20 protein-coding genes are annotated in these 17,491 nt (G+C 65.4%); 15 read left to right on the top strand and 5 right to left on the bottom strand.

Features of this window, described 5'->3' with window-relative positions; translation table 11 throughout:
* The first annotated feature begins 216 nt into the window (after positions 1–216).
* Positions 217–1,737 (top strand): MEDS domain-containing protein, encoded by a 1,521-nt coding sequence (locus tag FXF75_RS07680; RefSeq protein WP_163521321.1) that lies wholly within the window; start codon positions 217–219, stop codon positions 1,735–1,737.
* A gap of 8 nt (positions 1,738–1,745) precedes the next feature.
* On the opposite strand, the gene mvaD is transcribed toward FXF75_RS07680, so the two are convergent.
* Positions 1,746–2,726 carry a phosphomevalonate decarboxylase MvaD gene (gene mvaD / locus FXF75_RS07675; protein ID WP_163521320.1) on the bottom strand — a complete coding sequence of 327 codons (981 nt, stop codon included), beginning with the start codon at positions 2,724–2,726 and terminating at the stop codon, positions 1,746–1,748.
* A gap of 143 nt (positions 2,727–2,869) precedes the next feature.
* On the opposite strand from mvaD, the gene FXF75_RS07670 reads away from it, so the two are divergent.
* Positions 2,870–3,664, top strand: coding sequence for a right-handed parallel beta-helix repeat-containing protein (locus tag FXF75_RS07670; RefSeq protein WP_163521319.1), 795 nt, complete (start codon positions 2,870–2,872; stop codon positions 3,662–3,664).
* Positions 3,665–3,722: 58 nt separating this feature from the next.
* Complete coding sequence (gene nth, locus FXF75_RS07665) at positions 3,723–4,409, top strand: endonuclease III (protein WP_163521318.1); 687 nt, start codon at positions 3,723–3,725, stop codon at positions 4,407–4,409.
* Positions 4,410–4,505: 96 nt separating this feature from the next.
* On the opposite strand, the gene FXF75_RS07660 is transcribed toward nth, so the two are convergent.
* Complete coding sequence (locus FXF75_RS07660; RefSeq protein WP_163521317.1) at positions 4,506–4,994, bottom strand: hypothetical protein; 489 nt, start codon at positions 4,992–4,994, stop codon at positions 4,506–4,508.
* Between the two features lie 143 nt (positions 4,995–5,137).
* Here FXF75_RS07660 and FXF75_RS07655 point away from each other — a divergent pair, with 143 nt between their 5' ends.
* The 10 genes from FXF75_RS07655 (at position 5,138) to FXF75_RS07610 (ending at position 11,904) form a co-directional block, all read left to right on the top strand.
* Positions 5,138–6,091, top strand: a complete 954-nt coding sequence (locus FXF75_RS07655) for a GAF domain-containing protein (protein ID WP_163521316.1) — start codon at positions 5,138–5,140, stop codon at positions 6,089–6,091.
* The gene (locus tag FXF75_RS07650) at positions 6,088–6,753 is read left to right on the top strand and encodes a hypothetical protein (RefSeq protein WP_163521315.1); all 666 of its coding nucleotides are present in this window, start codon (positions 6,088–6,090) and stop codon (positions 6,751–6,753) included. The genes FXF75_RS07655 and FXF75_RS07650 overlap by 4 nt, the downstream gene beginning before the upstream one ends.
* A 65-nt stretch (positions 6,754–6,818) precedes the next feature.
* A complete protein-coding gene (locus FXF75_RS07645; RefSeq protein WP_163521314.1) occupies positions 6,819–7,745 on the top strand; it encodes a hypothetical protein in 927 nt (308 codons plus the stop codon).
* 85 nt (positions 7,746–7,830) lie between these two features.
* Entirely contained in the window at positions 7,831–8,487 is a 657-nt protein-coding gene (locus tag FXF75_RS07640; RefSeq protein ID WP_163521313.1) for a plastocyanin/azurin family copper-binding protein, read from the top strand.
* Positions 8,488–8,489: 2 nt separating this feature from the next.
* A complete protein-coding gene (locus FXF75_RS07635) occupies positions 8,490–8,876 on the top strand; it encodes a hypothetical protein (RefSeq protein WP_163521312.1) in 387 nt (128 codons plus the stop codon).
* Between the two features lie 2 nt (positions 8,877–8,878).
* A complete protein-coding gene (locus FXF75_RS07630; protein WP_163521311.1) occupies positions 8,879–9,727 on the top strand; it encodes a ubiquinol-cytochrome c reductase iron-sulfur subunit in 849 nt (282 codons plus the stop codon).
* A gap of 3 nt (positions 9,728–9,730) precedes the next feature.
* Positions 9,731–10,534: a cytochrome bc complex cytochrome b subunit gene (locus FXF75_RS07625; RefSeq protein WP_163521310.1), complete on the top strand. Its 804-nt coding sequence runs from the start codon at positions 9,731–9,733 to the stop codon at positions 10,532–10,534.
* Between the two features lie 3 nt (positions 10,535–10,537).
* Positions 10,538–11,317 carry a cytochrome bc complex cytochrome b subunit gene (locus FXF75_RS07620; protein WP_163521309.1) on the top strand — a complete coding sequence of 260 codons (780 nt, stop codon included), beginning with the start codon at positions 10,538–10,540 and terminating at the stop codon, positions 11,315–11,317.
* A gap of 19 nt (positions 11,318–11,336) precedes the next feature.
* Positions 11,337–11,657: a hypothetical protein gene (locus FXF75_RS07615; protein WP_163521308.1), complete on the top strand. Its 321-nt coding sequence runs from the start codon at positions 11,337–11,339 to the stop codon at positions 11,655–11,657.
* Positions 11,650–11,904 carry a hypothetical protein gene (locus tag FXF75_RS07610; protein ID WP_163521307.1) on the top strand — a complete coding sequence of 85 codons (255 nt, stop codon included), beginning with the start codon at positions 11,650–11,652 and terminating at the stop codon, positions 11,902–11,904. Before FXF75_RS07615 ends, FXF75_RS07610 begins: the two co-directional genes overlap by 8 nt.
* A gap of 376 nt (positions 11,905–12,280) precedes the next feature.
* On the opposite strand, the gene FXF75_RS07605 is transcribed toward FXF75_RS07610, so the two are convergent.
* From FXF75_RS07605 to FXF75_RS07595, 3 genes are all read right to left on the bottom strand, one after another.
* Positions 12,281–12,721 carry a hypothetical protein gene (locus FXF75_RS07605; RefSeq protein WP_163521306.1) on the bottom strand — a complete coding sequence of 147 codons (441 nt, stop codon included), beginning with the start codon at positions 12,719–12,721 and terminating at the stop codon, positions 12,281–12,283.
* A 95-nt stretch (positions 12,722–12,816) separates the two neighbouring features.
* Positions 12,817–13,629 carry an NAD(+)/NADH kinase gene (locus FXF75_RS07600; protein ID WP_163521305.1) on the bottom strand — a complete coding sequence of 271 codons (813 nt, stop codon included), beginning with the start codon at positions 13,627–13,629 and terminating at the stop codon, positions 12,817–12,819.
* A gap of 214 nt (positions 13,630–13,843) precedes the next feature.
* Complete coding sequence (locus FXF75_RS07595; RefSeq protein ID WP_163521304.1) at positions 13,844–15,154, bottom strand: M28 family peptidase; 1,311 nt, start codon at positions 15,152–15,154, stop codon at positions 13,844–13,846.
* Positions 15,155–15,354: 200 nt separating this feature from the next.
* Here FXF75_RS07595 and pdhA point away from each other — a divergent pair, with 200 nt between their 5' ends.
* Together pdhA and FXF75_RS07585 are read left to right on the top strand one after the other, a co-directional pair.
* Entirely contained in the window at positions 15,355–16,434 is a 1,080-nt protein-coding gene (gene pdhA, locus FXF75_RS07590; protein ID WP_375335531.1) for a pyruvate dehydrogenase (acetyl-transferring) E1 component subunit alpha, read from the top strand.
* A gap of 202 nt (positions 16,435–16,636) precedes the next feature.
* A complete protein-coding gene (locus FXF75_RS07585) occupies positions 16,637–17,488 on the top strand; it encodes a heme-copper oxidase subunit III (protein WP_163521302.1) in 852 nt (283 codons plus the stop codon).
* The last annotated feature ends 3 nt before the right edge of the window (positions 17,489–17,491 follow it).

The following is a 17,491-nucleotide window of genomic DNA, read 5'->3' as shown; positions in this document are numbered from 1 at the left end:
TCGGTCCCCGCGGCACGGGGACTCACGTATCAGCGGACGGTGTTGTTTCTCCTGCAGTCCTATCGTGTTTAAGTGTCTTCCCTGCCTCTTCGAAGGTACGTTTCGGGGGAGACTGTACTGGTGACGTTCGATACGACGGCCCGACAGCGACGCGTGGTTCGTCGCGACGAGTTCGGCGACGCACGCCGACCGCCTCCGGAAGCGCCCTGAACTATCATGAGCCAACACACACTCACGCCCTCCGACGAGGGGAAGACACTCGGACTGGAGAGCGGACTGGAGGCGTTACGCAACAGTCCGACGTTCCGCGGGCCGGTCGAACCGCTGGGCGACCACGACTCCCACGACCACCTCGCGCTGGTCTACGAGACCACCGAGGAGCAGTTCTCGGCCGCGATTCCCTTCGTGGAACAGGGACTCGACCGGAACGAGCGATGCCTCTACATCGCCGACGAGAACTCGAAGACGGAAGTGTTGGCGGCGATGCGCGACGCGGGCGTGGACGCGGACGCGGCCCGCGAGTCGGGCGCGCTGACCCTCCACACCAAGCAGGACACGTACTGTCGGAACGGCGGGTTCGACCCCGACGACATGATTGCGTTCCTCGCGGCCGAAATCGAGGCGGCCACCGAGGAGTACGAGGCGCTCCGGGTCACGGGCGAGATGACGTGGATTTTCGGCGACGACCCGGAAATCGCCGACCTCGTGGAGTACGAGGGGAAACTCAACCGCCTCCTCCCCGACGAGAACGGCATCGCGCTCTGCCAGTACAACCGGAACAGGTTCCCGGCCGAGGTCCTGCGAGACGTCGTCCGCACGCACCCGCACCTCGTCTACGACAACACGGTCTGTCACAACGCCTACTACACGCCGCCCGAGGAGTTCTTCGGTCCCGACCGGCCCGCCCGCGAGGTGGACCGGATGCTCGACTCGCTCCGGGACCGAACGACCGCGACCGTGAGTCTCCGCGAGCGCGAACGCGAACTCCAGCGCCAGAACGACCGCCTCGAATCGTTCGCGAGCATGCTGGCCCACGAACTCCGCAACCCGCTCACCATCGCCCAGATATACCTCCAGTCGGCGGTCGAGGGCGACGAGACCGCCACCGAGAAGGTCGATACCGCGCTCGACCGCATCGAGGAGATGATAGACGTGTTGCTCGTCACGGCCCGGGGAAGCGACTCGAACGCCGAGTGCGAGTCGGTGGCGCTCGCGACCGCCGCCGCGGAGGCGTGGGCGGAAGTGGCGCCCGAGAGCGCAGACCTCGTCGTCGAGGCCGACCGCACGATTCGGACCGACCCGGTCCACATCTGGCATCTCCTCGAAAATCTGCTCCGGAACGCGGTCGAGCATGGCGGGGACGACGTGACCGTCCGCGTCGGCGACCTCGAAGACGTCTCCTCGAGTAGCGAGGGACGAAGTCCCTCGGACCGTTCGAGCGGGCAAAGCCCGCGAGAAGACGAAGCGAGCGGAGGCTCGGAAGACGAGCAGAGCGAGTCTTCCGGCGGGTTCTACGTGGCCGACGACGGGCCGGGCATCCCGGCGGCGGACCGCGACGCCGTCTTCGAGGCCGGACACACCACCGACGACGCCGGCATCGGTCTCGGGTTGACCTTCGTCGCGCAGCTCGCCGAGACGTACGAGTGGGACTGTACCGTGACCGAGAGCGAGTCGGGCGGGGCGCGCTTCGAATTCTCGGGCGTCGAAGGCGGGTCCCGAGCGCCGAGTGCGAAGTAACGCGGTAGTTAGAACAGGGCCTCGTTCTCCGGAAGGACTTCGGCGGGACCGCCGACCTCCCAGACCATCGTCTCGACGCCGCACTCCGCGACGACTTCCTCGACGCGCTCGACGTGTTCGGCCGTCGTGTTGACGTAGACGCTCGCGCCCGTGTCGGTCGAGAAGTAGACCGGAACGCCCTCCTCGCGGAGGTCCCGAACCGCGTTGAAGACCTCCAGCGTGTCGGGCTTCCAGTAGACCCACCCGGACGGGCCGGTCATGGTCGTCGCGGCCAGTGACAGCGAGTCGTGTTCGGCGGTCTCGAAGACGCGCTGGAAGTCGCCCTCGCGGAGCGCGTCGCGCACCTCGGCGAGTTGGTCGTGGATGTGCGCGAGTCGCGCCTCGAACATGTGACTGTCGGCGGCCTCGCGGTGGGCGTGTTCGGTCTCCTTGTAAGCGGGCACGAGTCCCGCCACGATGCGCAGGTCGTCTTCGAGCGGCGAGTCGAGGCGCTCGGAGCGACAGTCCTCGTCGTTGAGACCGGCGTGGAGGTCGGAGAACCCGCCCGTCACGGCGCGGGCGGCCGACGACGACCCCCGGCGGGCGATGGTCGAAATCTCCGGTCGGGAGAGACCGAGGTCCGCGGCCTCGGCGAGTGCCATCGCCGCGGCGGCGAACCCGGACGAGGAAGACCCGAGTCCTACGTTCGACGGGAACGAGTTCTCGCTCTCCAGTCGGACGGGGTTCTCGACGTAGTCGGCGTCGGCCAACTCTCGCACGCGAGCGACGACGTTGGCGACGCGGTCGGCCTCGTGGTCGGCCAGTCGCTCGCCGCCGACGACGAAGGTGTCCGAGTCGAGGTCGGGGTCGAACTCGACGGTGGTCTTGGTGTGACTCGGCGCGGTGCAGACGCTGATGGAATCGTGGTAGGGCAAGCGGAGTTTCTCGTCGCGCATCCCGTGATACTTGACGAGTCCCTGAATCGGGTGAGCCTTCGCGGTCGTTTTCATGGGTGGAAGGGAGAGCGATGCCCGCTTAAATTCCCCGAAACCGACCACGCCGCTCCCCGTCGAACGCCTCCCCGCAACCCGTCGCACGAGCGGTCTCGACGGCCGGAACGACTTACACGCCCGGCGTGCTGACACCACGCAGGATGAGGGCAGAATCAGCGCGTCGAACCGGCGGTGACCCCGCCTCGTTTCGACTGGTCGTCCTCGCCGCCGTCCTGCTGTTGGCCGCGTCGGGAGTCGCGGGAGCGACGCCCGCAGTCGCTCCGAGCGGTATAGGCGCGACCACCCAGCAGACCGACGGTGCGACCGAGGTGCGCTCGTGTACGACCATCACCGAACCGGGCGAGTACGTACTGGTCGCGGACGTCGAGAACGCGTCGGAGACGTGCATCGAAATCAAGGCCGACCGCGTTCGCCTCCGCGGGGCGGGCCACACCCTCGACGGGTCGGACTCGCGGTTCGCACGGCACACCGGAATCCGAGCGACCGGCGCGAGTGACGTGGTCGTGTCGAACGTGACGCTCACCGACTGGGGGTACGCGGGCGTCTACCTCCGGGGAGTCACCGAGTCGCGGGTGCGAAACGTCAGCGTGAACGACAGCGACTTCGGAATCACGGTCCGGAGTTCGCGGGCGGTTCGCATCGCCGGGTCGAACGCGACGAACAACTCAGACGCCGGAATCGACGTCTCGACCACGCGCGAGAGCGTCGTCGCCGACAACGTGGTCGCGGACAACCAAGTGGGCATCAGTCTCACGACCGGGAGCAGGGCGAACCGTGTCGTCGGGAACGTGATTCGGGACAATCGACTGGGCGTGGCCGTGTCGAACTCCAACAATAACGTGGTCTCGGACAACGCGTTCTGCGGGAACCGGCGGGCCATCGTCAGGCCCGAACAACCGAGAGGTAACGCGTTCGAGGACAACCGCGCCTGTTGACCCGCGGCGTGAAGTCGGAGCCGAATAGCTCAAACCCCTCCCGTGCAACGTCACGAACATGGGAGAGCCACTCGACTCGCGCGACGCCCAAGTGGAGGAAGTCATCGACAGACTCTACGACGAGTATCCCGATTCGACTATCTCGCTCAACTTCTCGAACCGACTCGAACTCCTCATCGCCGTGATGCTGTCGGCCCAGTGTACTGACGAGCGCGTGAACGAGGAGACCGCCGACCTCTTCGAGAAGTACGAGACCGTCGAGGACTACGCGAACGCCGACGTAGACGAACTCTCGGAGGACATCGGCTCTATCACCTACCACAACAGCAAGGCCGACTACATCGTTTCCTCGGCACAGACCATGCTGGCGGAACACGACGGCGAGGTCCCCGACACGATGGACGAACTGACCGAACTGAAGGGCGTCGGCCGCAAGACCGCCAACGTCGTCCTCCAGCACGGCCACGACATCGTGGAGGGCATCGTCGTGGACACCCACGTCCAGCGCCTCTCCCGTCGCCTCGGTATCACTGAGGACGAGCGCCCGGAGACCATCGAGGAGGACCTGATGGGCGTCGTCCCCGAGGAGCACTGGCAGCAGTACACCCACCTGTGCATCAGTCACGGCCGGGCGACCTGCACCGCGCGGAACCCCGACTGCGGCGACTGCGTGGTCGAGGACCTCTGTCCGTCCTCGAAACTCGACCACGACGTGGACCTCGCCAGCGGCGAGGAGTGGGACTGACCGCCCGCTCGAATATCGCCGACACTCCCACCGAAGAGCGGGGTAGGCAGAGCCGCCGATGCCACCGAGACCCGGGACCGCGACTGGAGCGGGCGGTCAGTACAGCACGTAGTCCATGACGAACCGAATCATCCCGACCAGCCACGCGAGAAGCCAGAAGAGGACGTACCCGACGACGCCGATGCGGAGGCGACCCCGCCACGCGCCCATGTTCTCGTGGAGTTCGCCGATGTCCACGTCCTCCTCGCGCGCGTCCGAGTCGTACATGTCGTGCTGGTACTTGACCTGAAAGATGCGGACGATACCCGTCAGCGCGACCAGCAGCATCGCGTAGGCCTGCAACCCAAGAAAGGCGTGCAGTGCCGCGAACCCGCCGAGTTGGTCGAGGAATCGGGGGACCATCCACGTCAGCATCGGTATCGTCGTCAGCAGGAGTCCGACCACGATGAACTTGAGGTGGTGCATCAGCACGTCCCACGTCACGACCTCCTGGTCGAGGATGTACCACGCGCCGTAGAGGTAGAACGGAAAGCTGGCAGTGACGACGAGGGCGACCACGGCCGCGACCAGCGTCTCACTCGCCATGCGCGGCGGTTAGGAGCGCTGGTGGATAAGGAACCCGAAAGCGGTTCGGGACCGACCGGTTCGAAATCGAACAGACAGTTCCCCGACTTGTATTGCCAAAACTAATGCACACGGAGTCGTGACGCTCCGGACGAGCGACTCAGATGAGAACTGTACTGTGCGTGGACCCCGACGAGTCGGCCCGAGCGGAAACCGCCGAACTGCTCCGGACCGAAGCGCCGGACCTGCGCGTCCTTCGGGCGGCCTCGCTCGCGGACGCCGTGGGCGAACTGAACGACGAGGACGTCGACTGCGTCGTGACGGAGTACGAACTGCCCGACGGGACCGGACTCGAACTCGCGGCACGCGCCCGCGACGTTCGACCGGACATCGGGTGCGTCCTCTACACCGCGACCGACCGCGCGGCGCTCGACACCGACGAGACCACCGAAACCGTCACCGAGTACGTCGCCAAGGATGCGGCGAACGCCGGGGAAACGCTGTGGAACCTCGTGGATTTCACGTCGGCGTTCCGGCCCCAGACTCCGTACCCGCTGCCGCAGGACGAGGAAGACCGACTCGACGCGCTCGACGCGTACGACGTGGACGGGGCGGCGCTGCAGACCGACGTCGAGCGAATCACCGACCTCGCGGCCCAGTACCTCGACGTGCCGATGGCGTCGGTGAACATGATACGGGAACACAGTCAGCAGTTCCTCGTGTGCCACGGCGCGGACTGGACGCCGACGCCCCGCGAGGACTCCATCTGCACGTACGCGATAGTCGAAGACGGCGACGTGACCGTGATAGAGGACGTGAAGGCCGACCCGCGATTCGAACACAACGAGAGCCTCGACGACATGAACATCCGTTCGTACGTGGGGGCCGACCTGACGACCCCCGACGGACTCACTATCGGAACCCTCTGCGCGTACGACGAGGAACCCCGGACGTTCACGGACGGCGACAGGGAGTACCTCAGCACGCTCGCGGACGTGACGGTCAACGTCCTCGACCTGCACCTCGAAGTCGCGCAACTGAGAGAAGACCGAGCGGAGGACCACTCTGACGAGCGCGACGTCCGGGAGGCGGCCGAAGGGGACGGTGGTCCGACGTGACTCAGCGCCAGACGAGCGCGTACGAGTTCGCCGACGACCTGCCGATAGAGGGCGTCGAACCCGGGTCGAACCTCCTCGTGGCCGGGCCGACGATGGGCGGTGCCAGAGACCTCGCGCTCCGTCTCGTCACCGCCGGGAGCGACCGGGAGGAGGGGTTAGTACTGGTCACGACGACCAAGAGCGGCGGGAAAATCCTGTCGGAGTGCGACAAACTGTGTACTGGCCTCCAGCAGAGTACCTTCGGCGTCGTGGACTGCGTCAGCAAGAAGCAGGGACGCGAGCAGACGTCGGAGCGCATCGAGACGGTGTCGAGTCCCGGCGACCTGACGGGCATCGGCATCGAGTTCTCGGGACTGTATCAGAGCGTCCATCGGGAGACGACCGAGCGCGTCCGGGCGGGACTGTTCTCGCTCTCGACGCTGCTGATGTACACCGAGTTCCAGACCGTCTCCCGGTTCGTCCACACCGTCGCCGGTCGCATCGGGGCGACGGACGGTCTCGGCGTGTTCCTCATCGACCCGTCCACGCAGGACGAGCGCGTGGTCAACACCATCACGCAACTCTGCGACGGCCGGGTGGACGTTCGGGTGCGCGGCGACGGTACGCGGGAAATGCGAGTTCGGGGACTCGCCGACCAACCCCGAGAGTGGACGCCGTTCTGACCGCGAACTCGGGGTGCGACGCGACGTCGGGGTGTTTATGCGGCTTCAGGTCTGAGTTTCGGACGATGACCGACGCCTCGGACGACCCGGCGGGCGAATCACCCGCGGACGCGACGGCGACGCGGGGTGAGGGTAGCCCCGAGAGGCGGACCGACTCCTCGCCCGACGAGGAGCGTGACGAGCAGGTGGCCGCCGCCGACGAGGACGGCGACGGGCCGACTCCCGAGGAAGTCGAGGAGAAGTACGACTTCGAGGACTTCGGTCCGCGAGACATGGCCGAGATGAGCTACGAGGAGTGGCAGGTCGCGTTCGACCACGACTCGTGGATTACCGGCGAGCAACTCCTCGACAGGGTGGAGACCGACCTCAACAGTCGCGTCGCCGACCGCGACGTGTTCGCCGTGGTCGAGCGCATCGAGCGCGAGGGCGAACCCCAACTGCTGGCGTACTCCGACGAGGGGTACGCCGTGGTCTACCCCGACGGGTCAGTCGAGGGGAGCGGGACGGTCCTCCGGGACGTGAAACCCTCGGTCGCGCTGGCGTCGATGGAGAGCTACGAGGTACCTGAATCCCCGGAGGGCGACGTGCTACCCGACCCCGCCGAGGTGCCCGAAGGCTCGGGGAAACTCGGCAACCAGTTGATGCAGATTATCGCGGCCGTCCACGTCCTCGCCGGCGTCGCGCTGCTCGCGTCGTGGGTCGCCGTGGGACTCCCCATCGTGGCGGCCGTGGCCGCGCTCGGATTCCTGTTCTTCGGCGTGTTCGTCTTCCTGCTGGTGGCGAACGCTCGACTCTCCGACCGATTCCGCGCCGAGGAGTACCGCAACCGACTCCGTGCGGTTGGGTTGGAAGACGACGAGCGCCCCGAGTTCCTCCTCGACGACGGCGACCGACTCCCGGACGACGCCGAGACCAGCGACTCGTCGCCCGACGAGGAGGGTGACGGGGCGACCGGAACCGGCGTTTCGTCGGCGTCCGACAGTGCGAATTAGGACCTCACTCGGCGCGTCGGCGTCGGAAACCCCGCTACGGCGGCATCGGTGGCTTTAAGCAATTCCTGTCCTGACTTTCTACCGTATGAAGAGGCGGGACTTTCTGACGGCAGCAACCGGTGTTGCGGGCGGCGCTGGGGCGGGCGTAACGGCCGCCGCGGCACAGGAGACGACCACCACGTCGTCCGGCAACGCCACTGCCTCCGGAAACGAGACCACGACCGCCACCAACGGGACGACGACGAGCGGAGGTTCGTCCGGCGGTGGCGGTCCGACGGAAGAGGTGATAGTCGGTCCCGGCGGGAGTCTGGTGTTCGAACCCGCCGAGATAACCATCACTCCCGGAACCACTATCAAGTGGGTCTGGGAGTCGGACAACCACAACGTCGTCCCCGAGAGTCAACCAGAAGAGGCGAACTGGGAGGGGACGCCCGGTGCCCCGAGCAAGACCTACAACACTGGCTACGAGTACTCCCACACCTTCGACACGCTGGGGACGTACGAGTACTTCTGCCAGCCCCACAAGACCGCCGGGATGGTCGGCACTGTCGTCGTCAAAGAGAACATTTCGTCTGGCGGCGGCGGTGGACAAGCGGAGGCCGACCCCGAACACATGGGCGTGCCGTTTCAGGCCCACTTCGTCGGTCTGGCGACCCTCCTGATGATGGCCGTCTCGCTCGTCTACACGTTCTTCCTCCTGAAGTACGGCGAATCACCGCACGCGAGTGGGGGTAACCGATAACCATGTCATCCACAGGCTCAACGTACGGCGACATTCATCGCTACGAACCCGCCCGAGAGAGCACCGCCGCGGCCATCGCCATCGTCCTCCTGACGGTGGTCGAAGTCGTGTTCGTCGGTCTCTTCACCTACGGACTGGTGAGCGGTTGGGGGTACAGCGAGATTGGGAACATGTACCTCGGGTTCGTCCTCGCGGTCATCTTCATCGACCTCGCGTTCATCCTCCTGTTGTATCGCAAGGAGTTCCTCCCCGACGTGATGATTGTCAAGAAGCGTCGTCGCAAGTGGGAAGACCTCTACATTCGCGAAGACCAGCAATACGGTACCGAGACCCTCGGTAACGCGTGGGACCAGTTCAAGCAGGCAGTCTACCCGTACTACAAACGATAACTATGCCAGAAGAAGACGACAAGTATCCGGAAAGCACAGGTCGCCGACGCTTCGTCAAGGGCGTCGTCGGCAGCGCATCGCTCGCCGGAGTCGGTACCGCGACGGCGGCAGGTATCAACTCGGCCACCGCACCGAGCGGTGCCGGCGGTGGTATCCGACAGTTCATGGCGATGGAGAACACGGCCGGTCCCGCGCCGCGCGGGATGCCCCAGATTCCGGTCGAAGTGGACTCGGAAGGGTATCTCAAGGGCATCTGGCCCGAAGTGAAGACCAAGACCCAGCAGGGCCGCGAGATAACGGTCGCCGAGATGGAACTGGGCGGCGTCACGTACTCCAGCGAGTGGTTCCAGTACTGCGGCGTCCAGACCTACCCCGGCGTCCAACCGAAGGCCGACCAAGACAACTACTTCCGCTACAGCGGTAACTCCAAGTTCGAGTGGCAAAACGACGCGGTGAGCGAAGGCGACAAGATGCACGTCGACGACTTCAGCGACTACGAGACTTGGGGCAACGGCATCGGCCAGAGCGGTCTCGGGAAGCCCGCGCAAGGGTCGTGGCGCTCGCAGGACGTGCCGCCGAGCGGCACGATGCCGATTCAGGTCATCCGGAGCAAGCGCATCGAGAAGATGGCCCAGAACGACGAGTGGCTCTCGGCCAGCACGTCGGAAGGATTCATCGCCAACCTGAACAAATGCACGCACTTTTGTTGCGTGCCGTCGTTCAAGGGGTTGGCGGGGTCGGCGGTCGCGAGCGCACAGGACAAGATATACTGTCAGTGCCACCAGTCGGTGTACGACCCGTTCAACATCGTCAAGAAATCGTTCGTGGCGCTCCCGCGCCCGGAGGAATAATCAATGAGTATCGAACGCAAAGACGAATACGACCACGGCGAGTGGATGCAGAAGAAGGAACTCACGCCGGTAGAGACGACGTTCCTGACGGCGCTCATCTGGATGGACAAGCGCTTCCGCATCGTGGACTACCTCGAGATACTGGAGACCCTCTACTACAGGGTCAACATGCAGATGCCGAAGAGCCACACCGAGCAGTACAACCTCGACAACAAGTTCTGGTACTGGTACCCGCTGTACGCGCTCGGTAGCTTCTCGACCATCGCCTACGTCGTCGCGGCGCTGAGTGGCGCGTTGCTCGGGTTCTACTACGCCCCGGGAACGGTTTCGGCGACGGGCGACGCGTCGTTAGCGTACAACCAGTTGGTGTTCATCATGACCGACTTGAACTTCGGGTTCATGCTCCGGTCCATCCACCGATGGGCCGCGCAGGTCATGGTGGCGGCGGTGTTCCTCCACATGCTCCGCGTGTACTTCACCGGAGCGTACAAGGAACCCCGCGAACTGAACTGGATACTCGGTATCATCCTCATCAGTCTGACGATGGTGTTCGGTTACTCCGGATACCTGCTCACCTGGGACCAGCTAGCGTTCTGGGCCAGTCAGATTGGCGTCGAGATGAGCCTCTCGATACCGCTCATCGGCGAATGGGTCGCACAGTTGGTGTTCGGCGGGTTCAGCCCGGGAGCGGCGACGCTCCAGCGCATGTACATCATGCACGTGTTCCTGCTCCCGTTCGTCGTCACGACGCTCATCGCGGTCCACATCGCCATCGTGTGGATTCAGGGCATCGCGGAACCCCACTAAACCATGTCTGACGAACAAACGAAAACCGACGGCAGCGGAGAAGCACAGACCGACGGCGGTGGAACGGGTATCGTTCCGCCGGACGACGAGACCCCGACGTGGAGCGAGCGCAAGCAGCGCACCGAGGGTCTCTCGCGGTTGACGTACGAGTACTTCGAGCGCGCACGCCGCGAGGACCAAGACCTCCGACAGGAGTCCAGTTACGTCGAGCGCGACGTGCTGGCGTTCCCGGTGTGGCCCCACGAGATGATTCGAAACCTCTCGCTGACGAGTTTCTTCGTCGGGATGATTATCTTCTTGGCGGCGACGCTCCCGCCCCACCTCGGGGCACCCGCCGACCCGAGTTCGACCCCGGCGGTCATCCTGCCCGACTGGTACCTCTACTGGTCGTTCGGGCTACTGAAGCTCGGTCCGCTCAACCCCGAACTGGCGATTCTTGGCGGCCAGAAGCTGACGGCCGACCGGACGTACGGCGTCATCGCCAACATCATCGTGGTCGGGTTCATCGCCATGGTGCCGTTCCTGAACAAGGGGAGCGCGCGCCGTCCTGTCGAGCAGCCGTTCTGGGCCGCAGTCGGGATGGCAGGGTTCACGTTCGCGTGGACCATCAGCGCGGTGTCCATCAAGAACCTCATCCCCATCGACTCGCACCTGCTGTTCGACCTCGCGTTCCTCCTGCCCATCGTCGTCGGGACCATCACGTACGCCGTCCTGCGGTCGATGCGCGAGGGGTACATGTTCGACCTTAACCGGCGGTACTATCGGCTCCGACCGCCGAAGTAACGCCGAGGGTTCTCTTTTCATGGATTCACGTACCAACGACACCGACGCCGGTGGGGAGTCTGGCGCTCGCGAAGTCGAGGTGCCGCTCCGACTGTACAAGGTCGTCACCGTGTTCTCGACCATGTTCGCGGTGGCGTTCGTCGTGGGCGGGTTCATCGTGCTCGACACGGCGACCCAGCGCGCGGAACTCTCCCTCTCGGAGATAGACCTGCCTCTCGCCGTCCTCGGCGTGGCGATGATAGCCGGGGGCGCGACGATATACGCCTTCGCGACCCGGTTCCGCGCCGAAGGAATGGGAAAACCTAAAGACGACGCCGACGAACAATCGAACAATGGCTGACGAATTCGCAAAGGGATTCGGTATCCTGACGGGTGGCGGTCTCATCTGGATGGTACTGTCGGGATGGTTCACCACGCCGGGCTTCGAGGACGCGCAACTCGTCGGCGAGATTCCCGGTAACCTCGATGCGTACGGGCAGGCCGCCATCATGCTCCGGGAAGTGATGTTCTGGTTCGTGGTCGTCGGCGTCCTGACGTTCTGGGTCGTCATCCCGGTCGTCGAAGAGCTCCGGAAATCGTCCGCGTAGAACCGACAGTCGCCTCTTCCTTTCGACGCCTGCGTTGGAGCGACGGCACTCGTCCGTCTCTCGTCCTTGGTCCGCGAGCGATAGCGAGACCGACCCGTCCGAGTTTCCGGTCCGGCGCTCGAACGCCTGCAGTCGTTCGTCCTGTTGATGCTCTTTTGGAACCGACGCGTCGCCCGACTCGCGTGGTAACGACGTCAGAAAGCGGAGCACGTAGACGCACCTCGCCGACGAGTGCCGCGGTCCACGATGGTGAATGAACCGGCTTCACGACGAGTGCAAGTCACCCTGACGAGAGCGACATCGGCCTACCGTCGGAGCGCCGCGAACGGCGACGGCGCTCGAACCGAGAGCCGAGCGAGAAAAACGACCGCGGCCGTCAGACGACGGAGTTCCAGAGCGGTTCGATGACGTAGAACAGACTGATATAGCCCGCGTAGAGGAACACCACGAACGAGGCGGTCACCGAGCCTTTGGGGCTGGAGAGGTTCTCGTCCTGACGGAGTTCGACCTCCTTGGCCTCGAACTCGAAGAAGTCCGTGATGAACAGTCCGAGGACGAGCGTCGAGAGGACGATACCGGCGTGGTGGTGGAGCGTGAGCAGGTAGAACGACCCGAGGACGAGGACGACGTTCGACACCTCGTGGAGCACGTTACGGTCGAGTTCCTCGTCGTACTCGTCGCTCCGTGCTTGCTTTCGGTAGTCGCGGTACGCCCACCAGCGCGTGCCCATGTTGACCAACACGAGGGCGAACACCACGTACTCGATGACGTCCGCGAAGAGCGTGTCAATCGGTCCGAGCAGTGACAGCGGTTCCATACCCGATAATCGGGAAGGCGGCGTATTAAACCTTGATTTCCGAGTCCGTCGGTCGCTTTCCGTAACCAACGTCGCGTTCGCCCACGACCCGCCGACTACCGCTCGAAGAAGGGGCGACTCTCGGTCACTCGGACCACGTCGAGCGACCCGTCTTCGACCACCTCGACGGCCGTATGCGGTGAGACGCGGCGGACCGTTCGGTCGTCGAGCAGCAGCGAGACCTCGCCCTCGTCACGTTCGACCGTCAGCGTCACCGGCCGGTCGGCCGACAGTACCCAGTGGTCCACGTTCACGGCGAACGGGGCGACCGGGACGACGCCGACGACGCCCGACCCGGGTTCGAGCAGGGGACCGCCCGCGCTCCGACCGTACCCGTGGCTTCCGGTCGGCGTCGAGACGACCACGCCGTCCGCGCGGAATCGAGCTACCCGTTCCCCGCGGGAGCGGACGGCGTATTCGGAGATTCGCGCGGGTTCGGCGGTGACCAGCATCACGTCTGCCAGCGCGGGACCTACGCGCTCGCCGTCGACCGTGACCGCGAGGAGCGTCCGCGAGTCGGTCTCGAACTCCCGCGCGAGCAGGGCGTCGAGCGCGCTCGACAGTCGCTCTCGTTCGGCCTTCGTCGGGGTCGAGCTGTCCGTGGAGTCCGAATCGTCGCCGCTGATGTCGGAGTCGCTCGCGTCGAGCGAGACGCCGCCGTAGCCGGGACCGGCGTTCACGGGGAGGACGGGCGCGTCCGGACCTTCGCGGCCGACCGCGAGCAGGGCCGACTCGCCAACCGCGACGACCGACTCGGGGTCGGCGGCGACGACTTCGCTCGCCGAGGCGTGAGCCACGTCCGCCTCGGGTTCGGCGGCGTCGCGAATCCAGTCCGCGAGCGCACTCTCGCCCACGATTCCGAGCGTCATACGCTTCCGACCCCCTCGACGTTCGCGCTACCCATCGAACTGCCCTTGGAGCGCCATCCGTGAAAAGGGTACGGAGTCGGACGACCGCGGTACGGTAGACCGGGTTCCGACTCCGCAACGTCGGTCGCGGAGGGTCGGCGGCGGTCCTGAGAACCCGCCGGTCGCGGTCGTCGGTCGCGCTCCGTGCGAAAGAAAGCCGGCGGTTCGGCTGGCGCTACTCGTCGTAGGGCCAGTCGCCGATTATCTTCATGCCTTCGGCTTGGTCCTCGGCTTCGAGCGCCGCGGCAATCTCCTCTGGGTCCTTGCGTTCGGCTTCGAACTCCTCGCCAGCGAGACGGACGGTCAGTTCGGTCAGCAGAATCGCCTGCTCGCGGAGGTCCCGGACTTCGAGTTTGTCGAGCGTGTCCGCGTAGGTGTGGCCCCACCCGCGGCCCTCGTCGCCGGTCTCGCTCATGACGTGGTAGCCGGGGACGCCCCACTCGACGTAGGGCCAGTGGTCGCTGTGGGGACCCTGCTCGGGAATCGTCTTCACGGGGTGGCCGAGGTCGTCACCCACCTCCTCGGCCGCGTCCGCCAGCGCGTCGAACCCGTGGGTGTAGAACGAGAGCGTGCGCCCGCGGACCACGCCGTCGTTGTTGACGATGGCCGCGATAGAGTCGAGGTCGCGGTTCTCGGCGTCGACGTTCGACCCGACGAGACCGACCTCCTCGGCACCGTACGCGACGAAGTGAATCTTCGTGTCGAGTTCGTCCTCGCGCTCCGCGAGCGCGCGGGCCATCTCCACGACCATCGCGGTGCCCGCGCCGTTGTCCATGGCGCCCTCCGCGATGTCGTGGGCGTCCACGTGGCTCGTGACGAGGACTTCCTCGTCGGTGTCGGGGCCGAGTTCGGCGTGGACGTTCTGGCTCGTCGCGTCGTAGACGTCCGCGTCCACCGCCACCTCGACCTCCTCGCCCTCCCAGCGCCGCGAGAGTCGGGACCCGACCTCCTTCGAGACGCCCACCGCGGGGACGTCGCCGATGGGGTCCTCGTCGGTTCCGACGCTTCCGGTCGGCGGGAGACAGCCTTCGACGTGGTTGCGGAAGACGAACGCGGCCGCGCCGCCCTCGACGGCGTAGTAGTACTTCTCGCGTCGGTGGATGAACCGGTCGTAGTAGTCGGGGACGTTCGAGGCGGCCATCACGACCTTCCCCTCGATGTCGGTCTCCTCGAAGTCCTCGGGCAGGCCGTAGCCGAGGTCCACGAGTTCGCCCGCCGCGGTCGCGTCGGGGCTTCGCGGGAGCGCGATGGACGACTGAACGCCGTCGCCCGCCCGAATCTCGCTGTCGCCGCGAGTCCAGCCCTGCACGTCGAACTCCTCGATTCGGGCGTCCCGCGCGCCGACGCGTTCGAGCGCGTCCCGAGTGGACTCGGCGGCCTCTCGCTCGCCGTCAGTTCCCGCCATACGGTCGCCGATGTCCACGAGTTCCTCCAAGTGGTTCCATCCAGCGTCGCTGGTGAACGTCCGACCTATCCACTGTGTCATACCACCGCATGACTCCGGCGGCGGCGTAAGCTTTTCGAATCGAAAGTTCCGACGATTCGTCACTCGACGGGCGGTTCTGAGGGCTTCGCGTAGACGAATCGCAACTCTGCTTTTAAATCTCGTGACCGATTTTCGGCATTTCAGTTGCCCAACGATACTTTATAACGCTGGATGTTCATTTTCTAACAGACGGTCGGTGATTGACGACAATGGCAATACAGGCACCAGACGTTACCCGCGTGGTCGACCCGGACGGTACCATCGACGAACGGACGGACCCCGACCTCTCGGCGTCGGCGGTAACCGACCTGTACCGGCTACAGGTACTCGCCCGGACGTTCGACGAGAAGGCGGTAAAACTCCACCGGCAGGGACGCATCGGAACGTACGCGCCCCTCCAAGGACAGGAGGCCGCGCAGGTCGGCGCGGCCTACGCGCTCTCGGAGTCGGACTACTGCTTCCCGACGTACCGCGACCACGCGATGTATCTGACGCGTGGTCTCGACCTCGAAGACGTGTTGGTATACCTGCTCGGGGAGGGCAACTACGTGGACCGCGAGGACCCCGACGGACTCCGGACCTTCCCGCCGACGATACCCATCGCCACCCAACTCCCCCACGCGGTCGGGACGAGCATGGCGGCAGACTACCGGGGCGACGACTGCGCCACGCTGGTGAGTTTCGGCGACGGCGCGACCAGCGAAGGCGACTTCCACGAGGGGATGAACTTCGCGGGCGTGTTCGAGACGCCGACGGTGTTCTTCTGCCAGAACAACCAGTGGGCCATTTCGGTGCCCCGCGAGCGCCAGACTGCCTCCGCGACCATCGCCCAGAAGGCCGACGCCTACGGGTTCGAGGGCGTCCGCGTGGACGGCAACGACGTGCTGGCAGTGTACGGCGCGGTCGAAGACGCGCTCGAAGCCGCGAAAGACGGCGAGGGTCCCCGACTCATCGAAGCCGTCACCTACCGGCGGGGTGCCCACACGACCACCGACGACCCGTCGAAGTACCGCGACGACGAGGAGGTCGAGGAGTGGCGGAAGGAGGACCCGGTCGAACGGACTCGGGAGTATCTCGCGGAGACTCACGACTGGACCGACGAGGACGAGCGCCAACTCCGCTCGTGGGCCGACGACCGGGTCGCCGACGCCGTCGAGGGCGTCAAGGACCGAACAGGTCTCGACGTGGACGACATTTTCGAACACGTCTACGCGCGGACGCCCGAGTCGCTCGAACGACAGCGCCAGCAGGTCGTCGACGACCCGGAAGTCGAGCGATAGCCGCAGGCGCGACTCCGCGGACCGGGGTCGCCCACATCCTGGGGCGTTCTGCGTACGTCGCGAGGGGTAGCCTCTGGCGGGACGTTCGATACGCTATCGGTCCAGAACGGAGACACGTTAGCTCCGGAAATACCGCCGGAGTCCACTCGCTTCGCGGACGCGTTCAGGTGCCTTTTTACTATTCGACCCGCAATCGTCTCGTATGACAGTAGCGGACGATTCAACGGAAGAGCACGGCCATCACCTTCCGGCCGTCGAAGACTGGCCGCGAGGGTTCGGCGAGGCGAGTTGGTGGCCCTTCGTCACCGCCCTCGGCGGTGCGGGCATCTACGTCGGGGCCGCACTGTTCCTGCTCGCGCAGGGCCAGCAACCGATAGTCGACCCAATCTTCGGTCCCGTCGTCTTCATCGGGTCGGTCGGCCTGTTCCTCGCGGGCCTGTACGGGTGGGTCTACCACGCCTTCGTCAAGGCGTTCTGGTCGAGTGACGGCCACGGCGACAGCGCGCTCAGATGGGGAATGACGCTGTTCCTCGGTTCGGAGATAGCCACGTTCAGCGCCGGGTTCGTCTACTACTTCTTCATCCGCGTCGGCACTTGGTCCACCGAGGGACTCCCGCACCTGCTCGGGTCGCTGGTCCTCATCAACACCGCACTCCTGATACTGTCGAGTTTCACGCTCCACTGGGGCCACGTCGAACTCCGGAAGGGTAACCGGAAGAACTTCCTCGTCGGTCTCGCGGCCACGCTCCTGCTCGGCGTCGTCTTCATCGGCGGGCAGGTGCTGGAGTACTACGAGTTCATCCAGCACGAGGGCTTCACCCTCACCTCGGGCATCTTCGCGTCCGCGTTCTACGGCCTGACCGGCCTGCACGGACTCCACGTCTCGATGGGCGCGGTCCTCATCGGCATCGTGTTCGTCCGCGCGCTCTACGGACAGTACTCCGCCGACCGCCACGTCTCGGTCACGACGGTCTCGATGTACTGGCACTTCGTGGACGCAGTCTGGATATTCCTCGTCGTCGTGCTGTACGCCGGCGCGGAAATCACGGTCTGAGCG

Origin of the sequence: Halorussus sp. MSC15.2, from assembly GCF_010747475.1 — an archaeon.
GTDB lineage: Archaea > Halobacteriota > Halobacteria > Halobacteriales > Haladaptataceae > Halorussus.
This window is presented reverse-complemented; position numbering and strand designations above follow the sequence as displayed.